Annotated in this window: 17 protein-coding genes; 5 read left to right on the forward strand and 12 right to left on the reverse strand. The window is 70.7% G+C overall.

Features of this window, described 5'->3' with window-relative positions; translation table 11 throughout:
• Positions 1–5 precede the first annotated feature (5 nt).
• The 12 genes from ACFW0G_RS27700 to mpaB form a co-directional block, all read right to left on the reverse strand.
• The gene (locus tag ACFW0G_RS27700; RefSeq protein ID WP_378328333.1) at positions 6–1,712 is read right to left on the reverse strand and encodes an alpha/beta hydrolase; all 1,707 of its coding nucleotides are present in this window, start codon (positions 1,710–1,712) and stop codon (positions 6–8) included.
• A 272-nt stretch (positions 1,713–1,984) separates the two neighbouring features.
• Positions 1,985–2,269: a hypothetical protein gene (locus ACFW0G_RS27705; protein ID WP_378328334.1), complete on the reverse strand. Its 285-nt coding sequence runs from the start codon at positions 2,267–2,269 to the stop codon at positions 1,985–1,987.
• On the reverse strand, positions 2,269–3,165 hold the full coding sequence (locus tag ACFW0G_RS27710) for a hypothetical protein (protein ID WP_378328335.1): 897 nt from the start codon (positions 3,163–3,165) through the stop codon (positions 2,269–2,271). Before ACFW0G_RS27710 ends, ACFW0G_RS27705 begins: the two co-directional genes overlap by 1 nt.
• 166 nt (positions 3,166–3,331) lie before the next feature.
• Positions 3,332–4,006, reverse strand: coding sequence for a hypothetical protein (locus ACFW0G_RS27715; RefSeq protein WP_378328336.1), 675 nt, complete (start codon positions 4,004–4,006; stop codon positions 3,332–3,334).
• A gap of 148 nt (positions 4,007–4,154) precedes the next feature.
• Complete coding sequence (locus ACFW0G_RS27720; protein WP_378328337.1) at positions 4,155–4,886, reverse strand: hypothetical protein; 732 nt, start codon at positions 4,884–4,886, stop codon at positions 4,155–4,157.
• Entirely contained in the window at positions 4,879–5,598 is a 720-nt protein-coding gene (locus ACFW0G_RS27725) for an ABC transporter ATP-binding protein (RefSeq protein ID WP_378328338.1), read from the reverse strand. Before ACFW0G_RS27725 ends, ACFW0G_RS27720 begins: the two co-directional genes overlap by 8 nt.
• Positions 5,599–5,613: 15 nt before the next feature.
• Positions 5,614–7,242 carry a daptide biosynthesis intramembrane metalloprotease gene (mpaP, locus tag ACFW0G_RS27730; RefSeq protein ID WP_378328339.1) on the reverse strand — a complete coding sequence of 543 codons (1,629 nt, stop codon included), beginning with the start codon at positions 7,240–7,242 and terminating at the stop codon, positions 5,614–5,616.
• A complete protein-coding gene (locus ACFW0G_RS27735; protein WP_378328340.1) occupies positions 7,242–8,501 on the reverse strand; it encodes a YcaO-like family protein in 1,260 nt (419 codons plus the stop codon). Before ACFW0G_RS27735 ends, mpaP begins: the two co-directional genes overlap by 1 nt.
• Positions 8,489–9,688: a daptide-type RiPP biosynthesis dehydogenase gene (mpaC, locus tag ACFW0G_RS27740; RefSeq protein ID WP_378328341.1), complete on the reverse strand. Its 1,200-nt coding sequence runs from the start codon at positions 9,686–9,688 to the stop codon at positions 8,489–8,491. The genes ACFW0G_RS27735 and mpaC overlap by 13 nt, the downstream gene beginning before the upstream one ends.
• Positions 9,685–10,926, reverse strand: a complete 1,242-nt coding sequence (mpaD, locus tag ACFW0G_RS27745) for a daptide-type RiPP biosynthesis aminotransferase (protein ID WP_378328342.1) — start codon at positions 10,924–10,926, stop codon at positions 9,685–9,687. Before mpaD ends, mpaC begins: the two co-directional genes overlap by 4 nt.
• Positions 10,923–11,774: a daptide-type RiPP biosynthesis methyltransferase gene (mpaM, locus tag ACFW0G_RS27750; RefSeq protein WP_378328343.1), complete on the reverse strand. Its 852-nt coding sequence runs from the start codon at positions 11,772–11,774 to the stop codon at positions 10,923–10,925. Before mpaM ends, mpaD begins: the two co-directional genes overlap by 4 nt.
• Positions 11,771–12,808 carry a daptide biosynthesis RiPP recognition protein gene (mpaB, locus tag ACFW0G_RS27755; protein ID WP_378328344.1) on the reverse strand — a complete coding sequence of 346 codons (1,038 nt, stop codon included), beginning with the start codon at positions 12,806–12,808 and terminating at the stop codon, positions 11,771–11,773. Before mpaB ends, mpaM begins: the two co-directional genes overlap by 4 nt.
• A 284-nt stretch (positions 12,809–13,092) precedes the next feature.
• On the opposite strand from mpaB, the gene ACFW0G_RS27760 reads away from it, so the two are divergent.
• From ACFW0G_RS27760 to lxmK, 5 genes are all read left to right on the forward strand, one after another.
• Complete coding sequence (locus ACFW0G_RS27760) at positions 13,093–13,218, forward strand: daptide-type RiPP (RefSeq protein ID WP_378328345.1); 126 nt, start codon at positions 13,093–13,095, stop codon at positions 13,216–13,218.
• 85 nt (positions 13,219–13,303) lie between these two features.
• A complete protein-coding gene (locus ACFW0G_RS27765) occupies positions 13,304–13,462 on the forward strand; it encodes an LxmA leader domain family RiPP (RefSeq protein ID WP_378328346.1) in 159 nt (52 codons plus the stop codon).
• Positions 13,463–13,548: 86 nt separating this feature from the next.
• The gene (locus ACFW0G_RS27770; protein ID WP_378328347.1) at positions 13,549–14,829 is read left to right on the forward strand and encodes a M16 family metallopeptidase; all 1,281 of its coding nucleotides are present in this window, start codon (positions 13,549–13,551) and stop codon (positions 14,827–14,829) included.
• Positions 14,826–16,559: an ABC transporter ATP-binding protein gene (locus ACFW0G_RS27775; protein ID WP_378328348.1), complete on the forward strand. Its 1,734-nt coding sequence runs from the start codon at positions 14,826–14,828 to the stop codon at positions 16,557–16,559. Before ACFW0G_RS27770 ends, ACFW0G_RS27775 begins: the two co-directional genes overlap by 4 nt.
• Positions 16,556–17,563, forward strand: coding sequence for a class V lanthionine synthetase subunit LxmK (gene lxmK / locus ACFW0G_RS27780; protein ID WP_378328349.1), 1,008 nt, complete (start codon positions 16,556–16,558; stop codon positions 17,561–17,563). Before ACFW0G_RS27775 ends, lxmK begins: the two co-directional genes overlap by 4 nt.

Genomic DNA, 17,563 nt, shown 5'->3' on the forward strand with positions numbered 1-17,563 from the left:
ACGGGTCAGAGGTTGAGCTTTCCGGTGGCTTCGGCGGTCAGCTGACGGCTGTCCACCGACGGGTTACTGGCCGCCTTCGCCCGGTCGGCGTCGGCCTTGCCGTCGGCGGTCGGCACGGGGAGCGGCTTGTGCACGTGGAGGGCGCTGTCCCGCGGCGGGGTGACTCCGTCGAGGTAGTAGCTCTCCACGAGGTTGTCGATCTCGGGCACGCCGTCGAGGTAGACACAGTGGTCGCCGACGCCGTCGATGTGCACCAGCCGCGAGTTCTCGAACGACCGGTGCGCCGCGACCGCGCCTTCGTACGGCGTCGCCGGGTCGAGCCGGTTCTGCACCATCAGGATCGGCGGGAGCCCCTTGCCCGTCGGGGCAGGCAGGGCGATGTCGGCGGGCTGTTTCCAGGTGTCGCAGATCTGGCCGACCCAGCTCCAGCCCATCAACGGGTAACGCAGGCCCAGCGCGGTGGATTCGATGAGGCGTGACGCGCGCGTGCCGTGCCAAGCGGTGTCGTTGCACATGATGGTGTTGAACACCGTGCTCTCCGCTTCCTTCTCCTTCGCGTCATCGGCGGGTTTGCGCGCCGCGTCGAGATCGGCCCGCAGTTGTTGCTTGCTCTGGATCCCGTCACCGCCGCGGCTGTCGAGGGCCTTCTTCAGTGAACCGAGGGCCTTGCCCAGCTTCACGAACTGCTTGTCCGCGGAGTACAGGTTGAGCGTGATCAGGCTGTCCAGGTCGACCGCCCCGAGCTTGCCCAGTTCGGGGTCGTCGATCGGTTTCGCGGCCAGCGCGGCACGCATCGATTCGTACGCGGCGGTGATCGCGGCCGGCGTCGTCCCGAGGTGGAACACGTTGTCGTACTTCGCCGCCCACGGCCGGAACTCCACGTCGAACCGCCGCTGGAACCCCATCGGCTGCGTGCTCCACGAGGTGTCGAGATCGGTGGTGAAATTCGTGTTGGCGTCGAGCACGAACTTGTCCACCCGCGCGGGGAACTGGGTCGCGTAGTGCGCGCCCATCCAGGTTCCCGCCGACCACCCGAGCCAGCTGATCTTCTCCCGGCCCAGCAGCGCGCGCAGCAGGTCGACGTCGTCGTCGGTCTGCTCGGTGGTGATCGTGGTGCCGAGTTCGCCCTCGGCACGCTGGCAGTCGCGCTGGTTCTGCTCGTTGGCGTCCTGGATCGCCTTGATGTTGGCCGGGCGCCGGTCCCGCGGGTCCAGCTCGGCGCCGTTGTCCAGGGCGCCTCCGCAACTCACGTGGGTGCTCTTCCCGACACCGCGCGGGTCGAAGCTGACGAGCTCGAAGCTGTCCAGCATCCGGGTGCGCTGGTTCTTGCCGAACACCAGCGGCATGGTCAGGCCCGGTTCGCCGGGGCCGCCGGGGTTGATCACCAGGCTGCCGCGAGGGGCGCCCTTGTCGTTGCGGATCCGGCTCACCGCGACCGCGATCGTCTTCCCGTCATCGGGGTGGTGCCAGTTCTGCGGTACGGTCATCGTCCCGACCTCGTAGCGCTCGACGCCGGGCTTTCCCTTGAGGGCGTCGGGAATCTCGCCCGGTTTGAACCCGGGTTTCCAGTCGATCTTCTGCTCCAGGAACCGCTTCGGCACGACCGGCTGTCCGGGCGCTTTGCCGGGCGCGTCCGCCAGTGCCGGAGCCGCGCCGGCGACCATCGCGCCCACCACCGCCGCGACGACGGGGAGCGCGGTCAGCTTCCTCACCACAGTTCCTCCAGCTCCCCGCCCGGAAATTCCCAGCCGGTGGACCATCTCGTGCCTGCTACGCATCCGGACACCCTGACACGTGCTTTACCGGCTACGCCACATTTCGGCCGGCAGGACAATCCGAAAGTCGGACACTCTTCAATCAAACGATGTAGCCGCCGAAGATGAAAAGTTCTTCACTGCAGCGGAAAAGCACGGCGGGCCGGCGGAATGAATTCGGCGGGCGGTCCCGTCACGACACACTCGAGTCCTGACGGGACCGCGGCCGGCTAATCGTGCGTGGTGGCCCTGCGCCAGACCGCGTCGTGAAGTACTCGGACAGCGCCGGAAACACCGTGGCTGACGACCTCCTCGGTGGCCGGCTCCGGCGTGAGCCACCTGAGCACGAGCACTCCGGTCACGACGACTTCCTGGCCGGCGAGGTCACCCCAGTCCGTGAGCCCGTCGACGTAGATCGGTGGCTCCTGATCTCGGACGAGTACCGCCCCCGCGTGCGCGTTGCCCGCGGTTCCCCGCAGGGTGACCACCTGTCCGGCCCGGTCGTCGCCGGGCATCAGTCTGTTCCGGCGAAGGCCACGCTGAAAACCTGCTCGTCGAAGTCGAGCAGCGGCCTCGAATAATGCTTCAACGTGCTCTGGTAGACCTCCATTCCCGGCTCGGAGTGGTTGGCGTGCCACCACGAGCCGGTCTGCTGGTCGAACCATCCGTAGTCGAAATTGACGTAGCCGGGCTTCGCGCGGTACCGGTAGGTGCTCATGTCGACCTGATCGGTAGCCGGATCCGGCCGGTACACCTTCCTGGCGTGCTCGTCCGACCATTGGGGGTTCTGCTTGGAGTAGAACCGCTTCGAGAAGATCACGGCCTTCAGTTTGGCCGTGCTGATCCAGCGGGGCAAGGCCTTTGCCACGTTCTCGAGCCGGTTCAACAGCGGGTTCGCACGCACCGCGTCGTCGTATTGCCTCGGGCTGGGATGCTTTTGGACGATCTCGTTCAAGGCGTCCCGTACCCGCTCGGCGGTTTCGAGCCTGCCGAACGACAGATACAGGGGTGGGTTTCCGACATCCTCGCGATCGAGGTTCACCACGGTGACCCCGATACATCCGCGAGCGAGGTCGTGACGCTCGCCGGCGGTCATCCGGCGATCGTGAAACCGTTCCCATGCCGCGATGTAGTGCGGAACGGTCCAGGTCCGGGACGCGACACCGTGCCGCAGCGGCGGCGCGATCGGCGATTCGGCGGCGGATGCGGTTTGTGCCGTCACCGCCATGACGGGCGCCATGCCCAGCAGGATCGCGATGGCGACCGCCGCTCTGAGAAACCACCTGTGCACAGGTTTCCCTTTCGTGGGTTGGATTTTTCGTCGGGTTACTCCGATAACGACGACGAGAAGATTCCACAGAGCCACGGTGGCCGGGCGGGAACTGTGATCGACCTCTCCGGGCAGGTCCATCGAATGGCCCAAGCGACCGGCCGGGTATAGCAGGATTCGCTTATTGCGATCAAGTCATCCGGCGTAGGGAAACCAAGTCGAACCCAACAAATTTTCGAGGTTGTGCAAGGCGTGTCAAGGACGGCGAACCGCCGAACAATTCACGGATGGCTCGCACGATCCGGGCTCAGAGGACGTCGCGGGTGTTCAGGACGCGCTCGGCGACCACCGTGAGCACCAGGAGCCAGCCCGCGAGTATCGCGAGCGCCGCCGGGGCGGGAAGCGGTGGCGACGTTCCGGCGTAGGCCAGGGAAAGCTGGCCGCCCAGCGGGAGCAGGCGGCCGATCGCCGGTGCCGCGCTCAGTGCGGGGATCGCGGCGAGCAGGGAGACCAGCGCGGCCAGCGGCGCGAGGACGTAGTGCCGCACCAGTGAACCGACCAGCAGCCCCCAAGGCGCGGCGAACGCCGACGCCCCCATGGTGCCCAGCGTTGTCCACAGCAGCGTGGTGTCCACTGTGGATCGAGAGGTGAGCACGGCAAGGACGGTGCCGTACAGGCCGATGACGGCGCCGCCCGCCGCGGAGGTCGCGACCTTCGCGCGCAGGACGTGCGCGCGGCGGTTCAGCAGGACGCAGCGGGCGAAGACGCCGTCGCGGTGTTCCAGCGCGAACCGGATCGCGCCGTACAGCGCGGCCATGACGGCGGTCTGGATCCCGGCGGCGGCGATCCGCTGGTGAGGGTCACCGCCGCCGGAGGACTGGACGACGCTCGCGACAGCGGTGAACGTCACGAAGCCGAGGCAGCCGAGCAGGACGTAGTCGCCACGCAGCCGCAGCCATTCGGCACGCAGCACGCCGCTCATGCGATCGCCTCGCTTCGCGAGACTGTGTTTCGCGGGACACCCGCACCCGGTCGGCCGTCGCGAGTGGCTGCGCGATTGTTGCTCACGCCGGCCTCCGTGTTGAATCCTTCTTGGCGCATGACATCGATGATTCGCTCGCAAGCGTCGCTCATCGCACCTCCCGGCGCCGGAACAGCACCCAGCCGAGCCACGACGCCGTGGCCAGCACCGGCAGGTACACCAGGAAGCCGAGCGCGGGCGGGAGGACGCCGTCGATCGGGGTCCGGATGATCCCGGCCAGCGCGGTCGCGGGCAGGAACCGCGCCACGTCCGGATAGTTGAGCAGCAGCGGCAGTTCCACGCCGAGCGGCAGCAGGATCGCGATGCCGGTGCCGACGTAGTAGTTCGGCACGATCCAGCCGACCGCGACGCCCCACGGCCCGGCCAGGGTGCACGCGGCGACGCATCCCGCGAGCATCTGCCACGTCCTGGCGTCCATGGCGAACGAGCGGGTGTCGGCACGCAGCACGAGGGTGACGATCACCGCCCAGCCCGCCGCGCCGACGATCCCGACGGCGAGCCCGCCGGCGGCGCCCGCGACCAGTTTCCCGAGGTAGACGTCGGCGCGCCGGTTGGCCAGCACGGTCCGCACCACCGACTTGTAGTAGTACTCGCGGGTCACCAGCCAGCAGCCGAGGAACATCGCCGCGACCGGGCAGGCCGCGAGGAAACCGAGCAGCAGGTGCGTGCCGGTGGCAGCGTCGACGGCCTTGACGTCCACTGTGGACTTCGGCGCGTTGGCCAGCAGCAGCGCGGGCATCAGGAGCGCGTAGGCGAACACCGCCAGCATCCAGAACCCGCTGCGTGCCTTGAGGATTTCACTGCGGACCGCGTCACGCACCGGGCACCCCCGCGTCCACGAGCTCGAAGAACCGGTCCTCGAGGTTGTGCTGTCCGTGGCCGGTGAGTTCGTCGAGCGTCCCGGCGAAGATCGTGCCGCCGCGGATGATGACGACCTCGTCGATGGTCTGGGCGACCTCGGCGAGCTGGTGACTGGACAGCAGCACGGTGCCGCCGTCGTCGGCGAAGGACCGCAGGAACCGGCGCAGCCAGCGCACGCCTTCGGGGTCGAGGCCGTTGGCGGGTTCGTCGAGGACGAGGAGTTCCGGGTCGCCGATCAGCGCGGTGGCCAGGCCGAGCCGCTGCTTCATACCGGTGGAGAACTTCCCGACGCGCCTGCCGCCGACCGAGTCGAGGCCGACCTTGGCCAGCACCTCGTCCACCCGCCTGTCCGGCACACCGGCCGCGGCCGCGCAGATCCGCAGATGCTTGGCTGCGGTCATCCCGGTTTCGAAGCCGACGCCGTCCATGTGCACGCCGATCCGCCGCGCGGGGGCGGCCAGCCCGGCGAACGAGGTGCCGAACACGGTGGCTGTTCCCGACGTCGGGCGCAGCAGGCCCAGCAACCCACGCAGCGACGTGCTCTTGCCCGCTCCGTTGGGGCCGAGGAGGCCGACGACACGTCCTGATTGGACAGTGAAGCTCAGGTCGGAGACCGCGGTCGTGCGCCCGTAGCGCTTGGTGAACCGGTCGAACCGGACGATCTCGTTCATGGCAGTGGTGTTCTCCTAACCGAAGAGGGGGGCCAGCACGGGCCGGAGGTAGCGGCGGCCCGCCCACGTGCCGAGCGATACGGACCCGGTCTCCACGTGGGCGAGCCCGGATCTCTCGGGCAGCCCACCGGTGTCCACTGTGGACAGGGGGAGAGTGAGGGCGTGGCCGGGAATGTCCGAGCGCAGCGGCAGCAGCGCCGAGACGGGGACCTCCGCCGGGGTCGCGGTACCCGCGCCGATCTCGGCCGTGCCCAGCGTCGTGGTGAAGAACAGGCCACCGCGTTCCAGCACGACGCGTTGGCCGGGCCTCAGCTCCGTCACGTCGGTTCCGGACGGCAGCACCAGCCGGATTCCGGCGGCGTCGGCGACGTACCCGGCCGGAATTCGGTAGGGCACGTGCACCAGGGTCGCGACGGCGACGAGCGCGGCGGCGCCGGTCACCACCACCGCGGCCAGCCGGAACCACGACGCGCCGCCACGCCGCGCGTCGGCGAGCACTCCGAAAACCGTGGCCAGCAAACGATAAGCGAGGTACACGGCGAGCAGGCACACCACGATCGCGCCGGCGAACCCGGCCGCCAGCATCACGTTCGTCCACCGCGTCAGCGCCGCGGTCAGGATCACCACCGGGAACGCCGCGCAGAGCATGCCGTAGGGCACGGCCCAGCGCAGGTGCGGCAGCTGCCGTTCGGCCGCGACGCCGAAGAGCCGCCGCGACCACCAGCCCCGCGCGTCGCGGATCGCCTTGTCCCGCAGGTGCGGGACGTCCACGGCGGCCATCAGCGCCAGGTAGCCGTCGAGCTTGATGAACGGCACCAGGTTCAGGACGCCGATGAAATAGCAGGCCAGCGCGAAACCGACCACGGTCGTGCGCGTGTCGCCCGGCGGCAGCGGCAACGCGATCGCCGCCGCGACGCCGCCGATGACCGCCTGCGCGCTCACCCCGGCCAGCGCGATCGCCACCCGCTGCCGGGGACGCGGCAGCCGCCAGCCGTCGGTGACCTCGCAGAAACACGCGGGCGTCAGGTAGAACAGCATGACGCCGAGCCAGCCGGGCCGGCCGCCGTGGTGGGTCAGCGTCGCGCCGTGACACAGCTCGTGGACCACGGTGGTGGCGACGAGCCCGATCCAGATCCAGCCGAACGCGGGCAACGTCATCGGCGCGGCGACCGCACTCACGACGACGTCCGGTTGCAGTGCCAGCGCGAGCAGCCCGGCCGCGCCCAGCACCGCGGCGGTCGTCACCACGGCGCGGCCGGAGAGCCGGGAAAGCAGGCCCCGCAAGGGATCCAGCACCCGGGTGGCGCGGATCAGCCGTAGCTGCACCGCCGCGGGCGGAAGCAGGACGACACGGCGTTCGCGGGGCGCCACGGCGTTCCGGTCCGTGCCGAGCAGTCCCAGTTCGCCGAACTTCGCGAGCGCGCCCCGGACCAGCTCATCGGTCCACTTCGTACCCAGCTGGGTGGCGAGTTCGTCACTGCCCCGGACGCCGTCGAGCGCGCTCAGCAGCCTGCCCGCGTCGGCGCCCACGCGCAGCGGGTTCGTGCCCGGCCGCTCGACGATCCACGCGCCCGCGTCGGTGATCGGCCGGTGCACCACGACCCCGGGCGCGAGGTGCGGTGCGGCCTCGATCGGCGTGCCCATCAGATCAGCGGGTGCGGGAACGTGGCGTGGATTCCCGTGGTCAGGCCGTGGCGGCGGCGTACGGCGTCGATCCGGTCATGACGCCACCCGAACGACGTCGTCTCGTCCATGCGCAGCGGCTGATAGCCCGGCGCGATCACCTTGACCACCCGCCAGCCCATCGCCCGGTGGGCCTCGGGGAGACGCCCGGTCAGCTCGACGGCGGCGGGCCGGGCACCGTCGGCGATCATCCCGCGCACCAGGGTTTCCGGCGACACCGGAGCCGCCGGGACGTCGCGGATCCGGGCGGTGCGCACGGGCAGGTCACGCAGCCGTCGCTCCAGTTCCGCGACGGCGGGTTCGCTCAGCCACAGCCGGGCGCGGTCGATGTCGTCGCGGACCGCGTGCACCGGGGCACCGCCGATCGTGTCCGCGATCCCGAGCAGCGCGGCACGGACCTGGAGCGCCTCCTGCAGCGCGATCAGGATCGCGCGGCCCCAGTCGGGATGTGCCTTGACGCCGACCGCGGCCAGCGTCCGGCCGCGGGTGCGGTCGACCACGGCGGCGAGTACACAGTGGACACCCGGTAGCCCGGTCGTGACCTCGACCAGATTTGCCGTCAGCCCGGCTTCGCACGTGGAAGTCCACAGTGCACTGATCTGACGCCACGGCTGGGTCCGCGGTGCCGCCGCGAGTTCGGCATCCGGATCGAGCGCGGTCAGCCCGGCTTCGGCGGCCCAGGCGACGGCGACCGCGTCCCGCTCGATCGTCTCCAGCAACGCGCCACGCAGTGCGAAATCCAGGTCACCGCCCGCCGCGGCGCCGGACGGTGTCGGGTCGAACCACCGGGTGGACGCCGGGTAGTCGACCAGACCGGCGGGCAGCCACACCGGTTCGCCGGAGCCCAGCCAGCGACCCTCGTACCAGGTCATCGGCTCACCGGCGGCGGCAGGATCGCCCAGCGACTCCGCGGCGAAGTCGAGCGTGTCCGGTGCGGCCGTGGTGCCGACACGGCGGCGGGGACCGCCCGCGCGACGGGGCAGCAACGCATACCGCTCGACCGCCTCGCCCGCGGCACGCACCGTGGCGTCGGTCCGGCTGGCCCCGCACGCGCCGACCAGGTGCAGCGGGTACTCCGCCTCGGCGGCACCGCGCGCGCCGAGCCCGCCGATGTCCACCGCGATACTCCACAGTGGATGGTCGGGCGGGGACGGCTTGGCGACCTTCCAGCCGGAGGTCAGCCCGCGTGCGGGGTCCAAAGTGGCCATCACGTCGAGCACGGCGACACCTCCCTGGCGGCTTCGCGATACAGGGCCTCGAGTTCGGTCACCGGCAGCCCGGCCAGCATCGGCAGCGGGCCGCCCCAGCTCTCGACGGCGTTGGCCGCGGCTCGCGCGCACGCTTCGCCCGGGACGACGGCGGTTTCGATTCCCCAGCGGCGCACCAGTTCGGCGACCCCTTCGACAGGGTCGTCGCCCAGGCCGGGAACGGTGCGGGTGATCCAGTGCCAGATCTCGGCGAGTCGTTCGCAGTGGCCGTAACGCCGGTTTCCGGAGGCGATGCGAGCCCATATCGGCGGCAGGACGCTCGCGGTCGCGGCGATCTTGCCGGTGCCCAGCACCGATGCGAGTTCGTTGGCCAGGTACCAGTGTTTCGCCGAGAACGGCTCCCGCCGGGCCAGCGCCCAGCCGGTGTGCGTGATCGCGCCGAGCGTCGCGGCGGCAAGCCGGGTGTCCGGTCCCGTTTCGCCTCGCGCCAGCCGCTCGCCCACGAGCATCAGCCGGGTGGTCAGCGTCTCGGCTTCCGCGTCGCCGAGTTCGTCGGGCCGGTCGTCGCCGATGACCGGGCCGATCACGCGCAGGAGAGCCTCGAAAACGCCTTCGCGAAGCAGGCGCGACGGCAGGGTCGCGGTGAACCGCGGGTCCAGCACCGCCAGGTCCGGTCGCAGCGCGGCACCGGTGATCAGTCGCTTGCGGTCCGACAGCGTCGTGCACGCGACCTGGCTGACCTCGGTTCCGGTGCCGATCGTGGTCGGCACGAACAACCGTCGTGGCAAGGGTTTCCGCGCTGTCGTGGCGGGCAGGGACACGACCCCCGCGCGACGTCCGCGGACAGCGACGGCTTCGAGAGCGGGCGGGTCGGCGTGACCGAGACACGCGAGTTTGACCCGGTCGAGGACGCTGCCGCCGCCGAAGGCGACAACCGTCGACGGCGCCTCGGCGGTGAGCACGTGGGTGAGATCCGCGATCGACGCGGCGTCGTCGTCTGTCGCGCGCAGGCGCACGAGGGATCCGGGGGAGACGCCGAGCACCGCCACGAGGTCGCGCAGATCCGGTGCGGCGTCGGCGAATCCGGAGTCCACCACGACCAGGCAGCGACGCGGCCGCGCGAGTTCGGCGACGGCGGACGGCCACGCCTCCGGCCCGGCGTGCAGGACCGGGGCAGCCCGGCGGACGGTGGCGGTCATGCGGCCGCCCGGTCCGCCGCCGCGTCGAGTCCGATGCGCAGGCGCTCCTCCAGCTCGTCGAGGTCGGCGTCGGTGTAGGTCAGCGCGGGGACGAGCTGGATCGCGCCCGGCCCCGGCTGCACGAGGACACCGGCGTGCCGCGCCTCGGTCACCACGGCGCGAACCCTCTCCGGCGCCGGGTCGGTGAGGGTGAGCGAGCGGAAGCATCCGACGCCGTCGCTGCCGGACACCAGCGGGTGCTCCGCGAGACGGGCCAGTGTTCCGTCCAAGAGCGTGCCAAGCCGTGCTGCCCGCGTGCACGCGTCGAGCCGTCGCATCTCGGCGATGGTCGCTTCGATCGCGGCACAGGTCGGCGGCGTGCCTGCCTGGGTCTCGCCGTGCACCAGGGTCGCGTCGGCGTCTTCGAAGGCCTGGCAGATCTCGTGGGAGACCACCACGGCCGAGGCCGCGCAGGTGCCGTTGGTCAGTCCCTTCGAGGTGATCAGCACGTCGGGCCGCGTGGGCCAGGCCTCGGACGCGAAAAACCGGCCCGTGCGGCCGAAACCGGTCGCCACCTCGTCAGCCACCAGGAGAAATCCGTGTTCGCTGCGCAACTCGCCGAGCGCGGCGAGCAGCCGTTCGCCGAGCGGATGGGCTCCCGAGCCGAGGACCGGCTCGACGACCACGGCCGCGACCCGGTGTCCTTCACGGGCCAGCAGCGCCGCGAGTTCGGTTTCGTCGTGAGGGGAGACGTGCCGCACCGCGCGCTGGTCGACACCGTAACCGGACTGGCCGAGATCCTCGCCGGTGAGCCCGAAACTGCCGTAGGTGAGCCCGTGGTAGCTGCCCTTGAGCCCTACGACGACGCGGCGCCGCGGTTCACCGAGTAGCGCCTGGTAGTGCCGGACGAGCTTCATCATGACGTCGTTCGCGGCGCCGCCGGAGGTGGAGAACAGCACGCGGCCGAACGTCTCGGGGCCGCACACGTCCAGCAACGCGGTGGCCGCGCGGACCGCGGGTTCGTGCCCGGCGCGAAACAGCGAAAGGTACGACGCGCCGCTGAGCGCGTCCGCGACGGCGCCGGTGATCGCCGGGTTGCCGTAGCCGAGGTTGACGTTCCACAGCCCGCTGGTGGCGCACAGCGCCCACCGGCCGTCGGCGAACCGGACCCGGACACCCTCGGCGGCCACGGCGTGCCGGTCGGCCCGGCCGTACTCGCTCGGCGGCACGAAGGATTCCCACAACGGATACCGGTTCATGTGCACGCCTCGCAGGTCAGCAGCACCGGATACTGCCCGGGCTGGGCCGCGCCCGGGGTCGCCCGCAGCAGATCCGCGCCTTCCTTCCGGTCGATGACGCGCAGGCCCGCATCGGCCAGTTCGGCGGTCAGCCGTGCGGAGTCCACGAGGTACACCTCGCTGACGAACAGCGTCCGATCCGTCGTCTGTCCGTTGTGGACACGCTCGCGGAGGAGACTCGTGGTGCGGATTCCGCGCGGCGCGTCGAAGTGCTGGAACAGCGTGATCACCGTGTCGCCGGGCTCGTCGGCGTACGTGACCATGCTGACGCGCTCGGCCGACCGCGCGGTCAGCAGCTCCGGTCCGAAGTCCATGGTGGACACGAGGAACCGTCCGCCGGGTGCGAGCGACTGCCGCACACGCGAGAACAGCGCCGCGCGGCTCGCTTCGTCGAGCAGGCACACCGAGGACGTGCCGAGCACGACCAGCCCAAAGGTGGCTTCGAAGTCCATAGTGGACATATCGGCTTCGATGGTCTTGAGCGTTCCCCGTGCGTGCGGCTGCTCGGAGTGCCGTTCGGTCAGCAGCCGCAGCATGACGGGAGAGGAGTCGGCCGCCCGGACGTCGTGACCGCGCGCGAGCAGCGGCAGAGTCAGCCGGCCGGAGCCGCAGGCGAGGTCGAGGACAGGGCCGGTGACCTGCCGGGCGGCACGCAGCAGTTCGCCGATTTCCTGGGTGTCGCCGCGGCTCAGCCGGTCGTACTCGACGGACCCTTCCGGCCCGTACAGCGGCAGTGTCGCCAGCCCGGTGCCGTAGATCCGGGCGAGCTGTCCGGCGGTACCCGGCGCGGTGATCGTCGCGGCCGTCATGACGTCGTGACCGGTGTGCGTGGGGTGGTCAGCCGGGTGGTGAGGCCGGTGAGCGCTTCGGTGGCCACGTCGGCGGTCAGCCCTAGGTGCTCGACCGCGCGCCGTGCCGCGGCGGCCACGTCGCCATTGCTGACCGAGAGCAGCTCGACGAGCCGGGCGGCGTCCTTGCCGACCTCGAACCAGCGGCTGTCGCCCAGCTGGTAGAGCAGCGTCCGGTCCTCGGCCCAGAGCAGGAGTGGCGCGGTGGCGTCCTCGGGCAAGTCGAGTGGCAACCCGTCGACCAGTCGTCCGCCGAACCCGGAGACTCGGTACGAACGAGTGTCGCCCCGGCGCAGCGAGCGCAGCGCGTCGAGCGTGGTCAGGTAGCGCGCCAGCCACGGCCGTGCGGCGTGTGCCTCGTCGGTCAGTGTGGCGTCCAGAACCGTCGCCAGTGCTTTCTTTCCATGCGTGTCAAGGGAATCCCACGTCCGCGGCGGCGCATCGATGGAGCCGATCACTGGGCCGGACGGTCCCGCGCGGAACTCGCCGGTCTCCGTGACGTGCACCCGGTCCAGCGTCATCGAGGCGCGGGGGAGGCCGAGCGCGCACTGGTCGGCGAGCACGACCGACGGATGCACGAGCTGCTCGGCGAACACACCCTCCCGCCGGGCCAGCTCGGCGTCCTCCAGGAAGACCTCGAAGTCGTGTGGCCCGGTCACCCGCACGACGGTCGGGCCCGCCACGGCCTGATAGGCGATCGACAGGTAGTCCTGGGTGTGCACGAAGATCTCGTCGCCGATGACGATTTCGTCGCCGGGTTCGGCAAGGGAGCCGTCGTAACCGATCGCCCGCGGGTCGGCGCCGGACGGCGCGAACACCACGTCGCCAGGCTCGGCGAAATCGTCCAGAATCGTCCCGGCGTGTGCGGCGGATTCGAGAAACCAGACCCGGTGCTCAGCCGCGGGCTGATGACCGGAAATCCAGCGAATCAATGCTTCACTGATCAGCTGATGGCTTTTCCTGGCGTCGGAAAGGTGCCTTTCGGTACTGCCCATGACTATCCCCCTGGTTGCTGGCCTTATCCGCACGGCCGGAAAGAACAAAGCGACGGTAACCCGGAGTAGTGGCGGCTGCTCAAGCGAATGTGACGCCGATCACTGATTACGAAACGGGTGAGCGTGGTACACAGATTGGCGCGCTCCGTGACGTCAATCGTTCGATTGACGCACGCTTCAACCGTGCGATTTACCCCTTGGCAACCGGTAACGACTTTCGGCGTATTGTCGCTGGTCGAACGGCATGCCTAGGCTTCGCCGAACGCTGAAAGGGGGTGGATAGCGTGGAAGAACTCGATCTCTCGTTCCAGGAACTGGAAACCGTGAGCGCGCCGAGTGATGACGATTTCTGGGGTGGAGTCGGTGCCGGTCTCATCGCGGCCGGATTCATTGGTGCGACGCTGACCTGATTGCGCGTCCTTCGCATCGTCGAAATTATTCCGAGTTTCACCGGGGAAGTCCGGTGAACCGTGTCCGAAATACAGAGGAAAAGATATGGAAACGCGTGAACTGATGAACGGTTTCGGTGCCTACACCGACGCCGCCGAACTGCAGGTCTCCGCCGCCACCGAGGCGCCGGCCAGCACCCCGTGGTGCCTTGGCCTGATCATCGCGGGCACCGGCCTCGTGGTCTCGGGCGACTCGAAGCACTGAGTCCGCCGGCTGGTGCCCGTGCCCCGCGGCCGGGCACCAGCCACCGCGTCCCATCCGACACATCCCACTCGGCGAGGTCATGGTCCATGAGTACCGGGAAAACGCTGGAGCGGTCGGCTTCCGCCGTCGTTCGCACCGTGCTGGGCAACGGGCTCACGGTCGTAATCGCGCCTGATCCCGCGGCCGGCGACGTGGCGCTGAGCGTCAGCTACCGCGTCGGTTTCCGCGGCGAGCCGGAGCACACGGCCGGGTTCGCGCACCTGCTCGAACACCTGATGTTCGAGGGCAGCGAGAACGTCGAGCCGCTGCTGCACGGGCAGCGCGTCCGTGCGCTCGGGGGAGCGGTCGACGCCCGGACGCATCAGGACTACACACAGTATTTCCAGAGCGTGGCGGGCGAGTACTTCGAGCTGCTGTGCTTCCTCGAAGCGGACCGGATGCGCGCGCCGAAGTTCACCGAACGCGGGCTGCGCCGCCAGCTCGCCGGGATCGGCATGGAGATCCGCCAGGCCCGCTCACGGCCCTACGGCGGTTTCCCGTGGCCGGGGCTGGCCCCGCTGCTGTATCGGAGTTTCGCCAACGCCCACGACGGTTACGGTGACACCGGCGCGCTGACCGGGATCACCGCCGCCGACTGCCACGAGTTCTTCCACCGGCACTACGCGCCGGCCAACGCGGTGCTCGCGGTGGCCGGGAACGTCGAACCGGACCGCGCCCTCGACCAGATCGCCACGTGGTTCGGCGGCATCACGGCCCGCCCGGCGCCACCCGCGCCCCAGCTCGCGGAACCCGCCTTGGCCGCGGACAGCACCGCCATTCGCCACGACGCGCGGGTCAGCCGTCCGGCGCTCGCCCTCGGCTACCGGCTGCCCGATCCGCTGACGCCGCAGTACTTCGCGCACCTCGTCCTCGCCCGGTACCTCAAACACTTCCTCGGGCCCAAACTGTCCACTTCGGACGCCGTGGCGGCCAGTGACGCTTCGTGCGGCTTCTTCGGCGCGTTCGACGCGCTCGCCCCGGACACGATGATCGTCACCACCGTCCACGACCCGGCGATCCGGCCGGACACGGTACTGGACACTGTGGACAGTCTGCTGAGTGTGGCCGCGGATGGTCTCGACGAGACCCGGGTGGCCGAACTGCGCGCGTTGGTGCGCCGGGACCACGACCAGCGCCAGGCCGCGGTGCTCACCCGCGCCCGTGCGCTCGGACGGTTCGAAGCGCTGTTCGGCGCGGCGGAGCGCTACACCGGCCTCGCCGCGCAACTCGACGAGATCGGCGTGGACGACGTCGCGGAAGCTGCGGTCGCCGTCGCGGCGCAGCACCGCGCGGTGCTGCGTGTCGTGCCCGAAGGGAAAAGACGATGACCAGGACGTCGCTGCCGATCCTGCGGGAGCTCGGCCGGGGACCGGCGCTGGCGGCGGTGATGGTGCTGTCGGTGGCCTCGGCCGCGTGCACGCTGGCCATGCCGTTGATCGTCGCCGACCTCATCTCGGCGGTGCGGACGGACGCGGGGCTCGTCCGCCCCGCCGTCCTGCTGGGCGTGACCGCGCTCGGCGGCGCGCTGGCCGCGACCGCGGCGTCCTACCTGCTTGCCCGGATGGGCGAACGGCTCGTGCTGCGCCTGCGGGTCCGGCTCATGGCGCACATCCTGCGGCTGCCGCTGCGCGAGGTGCGGGCCACCGGCGAAGGCGACCTGGTGACGCGGGTGACCGCGGACAGTCTCCAGCTGCGCACGATCACCGACCTCGGGATCGTGCAACTGCCGGTCTCGGTGCTCACCACCGCGGGCACGCTGGTGATCATGGGCCTGCTCGACTGGGTGCTGCTGGTGATCACGGTCGCCGCGTTCCTGATCGCCGGCGTCGTGATCGCGGTCGTCGTGGCCGGGATGCAACGCGCGCAGCTGCGCCACAGCCGCGCCCTCGGCGAACTCGGCCATCGTTTCGCGACGGCGCTGGCGGCACTGCCGGTGGTGAAGGCGTCCCGGGCCGAAGGGCAGGTCACCGACCGGCTCGGCGCCTCCGCCGACGAGACCGCGCGTGCCGCGATCACCGCCGCGCGCCTGCAGGCCGCGGTGAATCCGGTGCTCAGCCTCGGCCAGCAGATCGCGCTCGTCGCGGTGATCATCGCCGGGGGCGCCCGGCTCGCCGCCGGATCGCTGGACATCGCCGGTTTCGCGGCGTTCCTGCTCTACCTCATGCAGCTGATCGCCCCGGTGATCATCATGGTGATGGCGGTCGGCAGGCTGCAGGCCGGGCTCGCCGCCCGGTCCCGGTTCACCGAGGTACTCGATCAGTCCACTGAGGACGGTGGCGATCCGGTGGCCGCGCCCGCCCCGCTCGACGCCGCTCCGGCGGTTCGGTTCCAGCACGTCGAATTCGCTCACGGCGACCGGCCGGTGCTGCGCGGGATCGACTTCGAGGTGCCACGCCGCGGGCTGACCGCACTCGTCGGGCCGTCCGGCGCCGGGAAGACGACGGCGCTGTCGCTGGTCGAGCGGTTCGTCACGGCCGACGCCGGGCGGGTCGAGGTGCTCGGCCGCGACGTCACGAGCTGGCCGGTCGGCGCGCTGCGAAGCCGGATCGCCTACGTGGACCAGTCGTTCACGTTGCTGGCCGACACGGTCCGCGCGAACCTGACGGTCGGGCTGACCGAGCCGATGCCGGACGCCCGGCTGCTCGACGTGCTCGGCACCGTCGGCCTGCGGGAGCACGTGACGGCGATGCCGGACGGTCTCGACACCGAACTCGGCCGCGTCGCGGACCTGTCCGGCGGACAACGGCAGCGGCTCGCCCTGGCCAGAACTCTCCTGTGCGAAGCCGAAATCGTCCTGCTCGACGAGCCGACGTCCCAATTGGACGGAGTGAACGAGAGCCTGCTGCGCGACGTCGTCGACACCCTCGCGGCCGACCGCGCGGTCCTGGTCGTGGCGCACCGGCTGTCCACGATCCGGCACGCCGCCCGGGTCGTCCTGCTCGAAGACGGCCGGGTGACCGACCTCGGCGGACACGACGAACTGCTGGACCGCAACGAGTCGTATCGCGCGCTGGCCGCCGCCCAGCGGCTGGACCGGCCGGTCGGGGCTGTGTCGTGAGCCCGTCACCACAGCTCACCGCGCTGCTCGACCGCGCGGGTCTCGGCCCGTTCGTCCCGGACGGTCTCGCCCGCCTGCCCGGCCGCAACGAGAACTGGCTCGGTACCACGGTTTCCGGCACCACGGTGTTCGCCAAACGCCTGATCGGCCCGCCCGGCGAGGCCGCCGCGCGGATGCGCCGTGAGGTCGCCTACCACCGCAACGCCCGCGGCGGCCCGCGATGCCTGGCCTGGGACGAAGAATCCCGCGCGCTGGTGCTCACCGCCGTTCCCCTCGCGAAGACGGGGCTGCGGCTGGCCGAGGACGGCGAATTCGACCGTACGCTGGCGTACGAGGTCGGCACCGCGCTCCGGTCGCTGCACGGAAGCACCGGCTGGCCCGCCGAACTGGACGACATGCCCCCGGCGATGCCCTCGGCCGAGCTGCTGCGCGGGCTGCCGCGGGCGGTGTTCGACGAATGCTGTGCCGCCGAACTCGAGGCATGGCGGCTGCTGCAACGCGACGACGCGCTGATCGCCGCTGTCGGCGGGCTCTTGGCACGGGAGCGGGACGTGGTCCGCGTGCCCAGTCACGGGGATCTCCGGCTCGACCAGATCCTCGTCGGCACGGGCGGCGTGTACCTCACCGACTGGGAGGAATTCCGGTACGCCGACCCCGCCCGCGACGTCGGCCGGTTCGCCGGGGAATGGCTCTGGCAGGCGGTTTCCGGCCTGCCCGCGGCCGCCGCCTCGACCACCGAGGCGGTCGTCGAACACGGCGCGGCGCGGATCGACCGGACCCGGCCGATCGTGGCCGCGTTCTGGTGGGCCTACCAGGGGACCGACGCGGACGAGGCGCTCGCCGTTCGGGCGACCGCCTTCGCAGGCTGGCACCTGGTGGAACGCATGATCGCCGGGGCTGCCGGGGCCACGCGGCTGAGCGCGGTCGCCAAGGCCGCCGCCGGGATCGGCCGCAGCCTGCTGTGCGGGCCCGAGGCGTTCGTGACCACCGTGGGCCTGGGATAG

It is taken from the genome of Amycolatopsis sp. NPDC058986, from assembly GCF_042741125.1.
In the GTDB taxonomy this organism is placed as follows: domain Bacteria; phylum Actinomycetota; class Actinomycetes; order Mycobacteriales; family Pseudonocardiaceae; genus Amycolatopsis.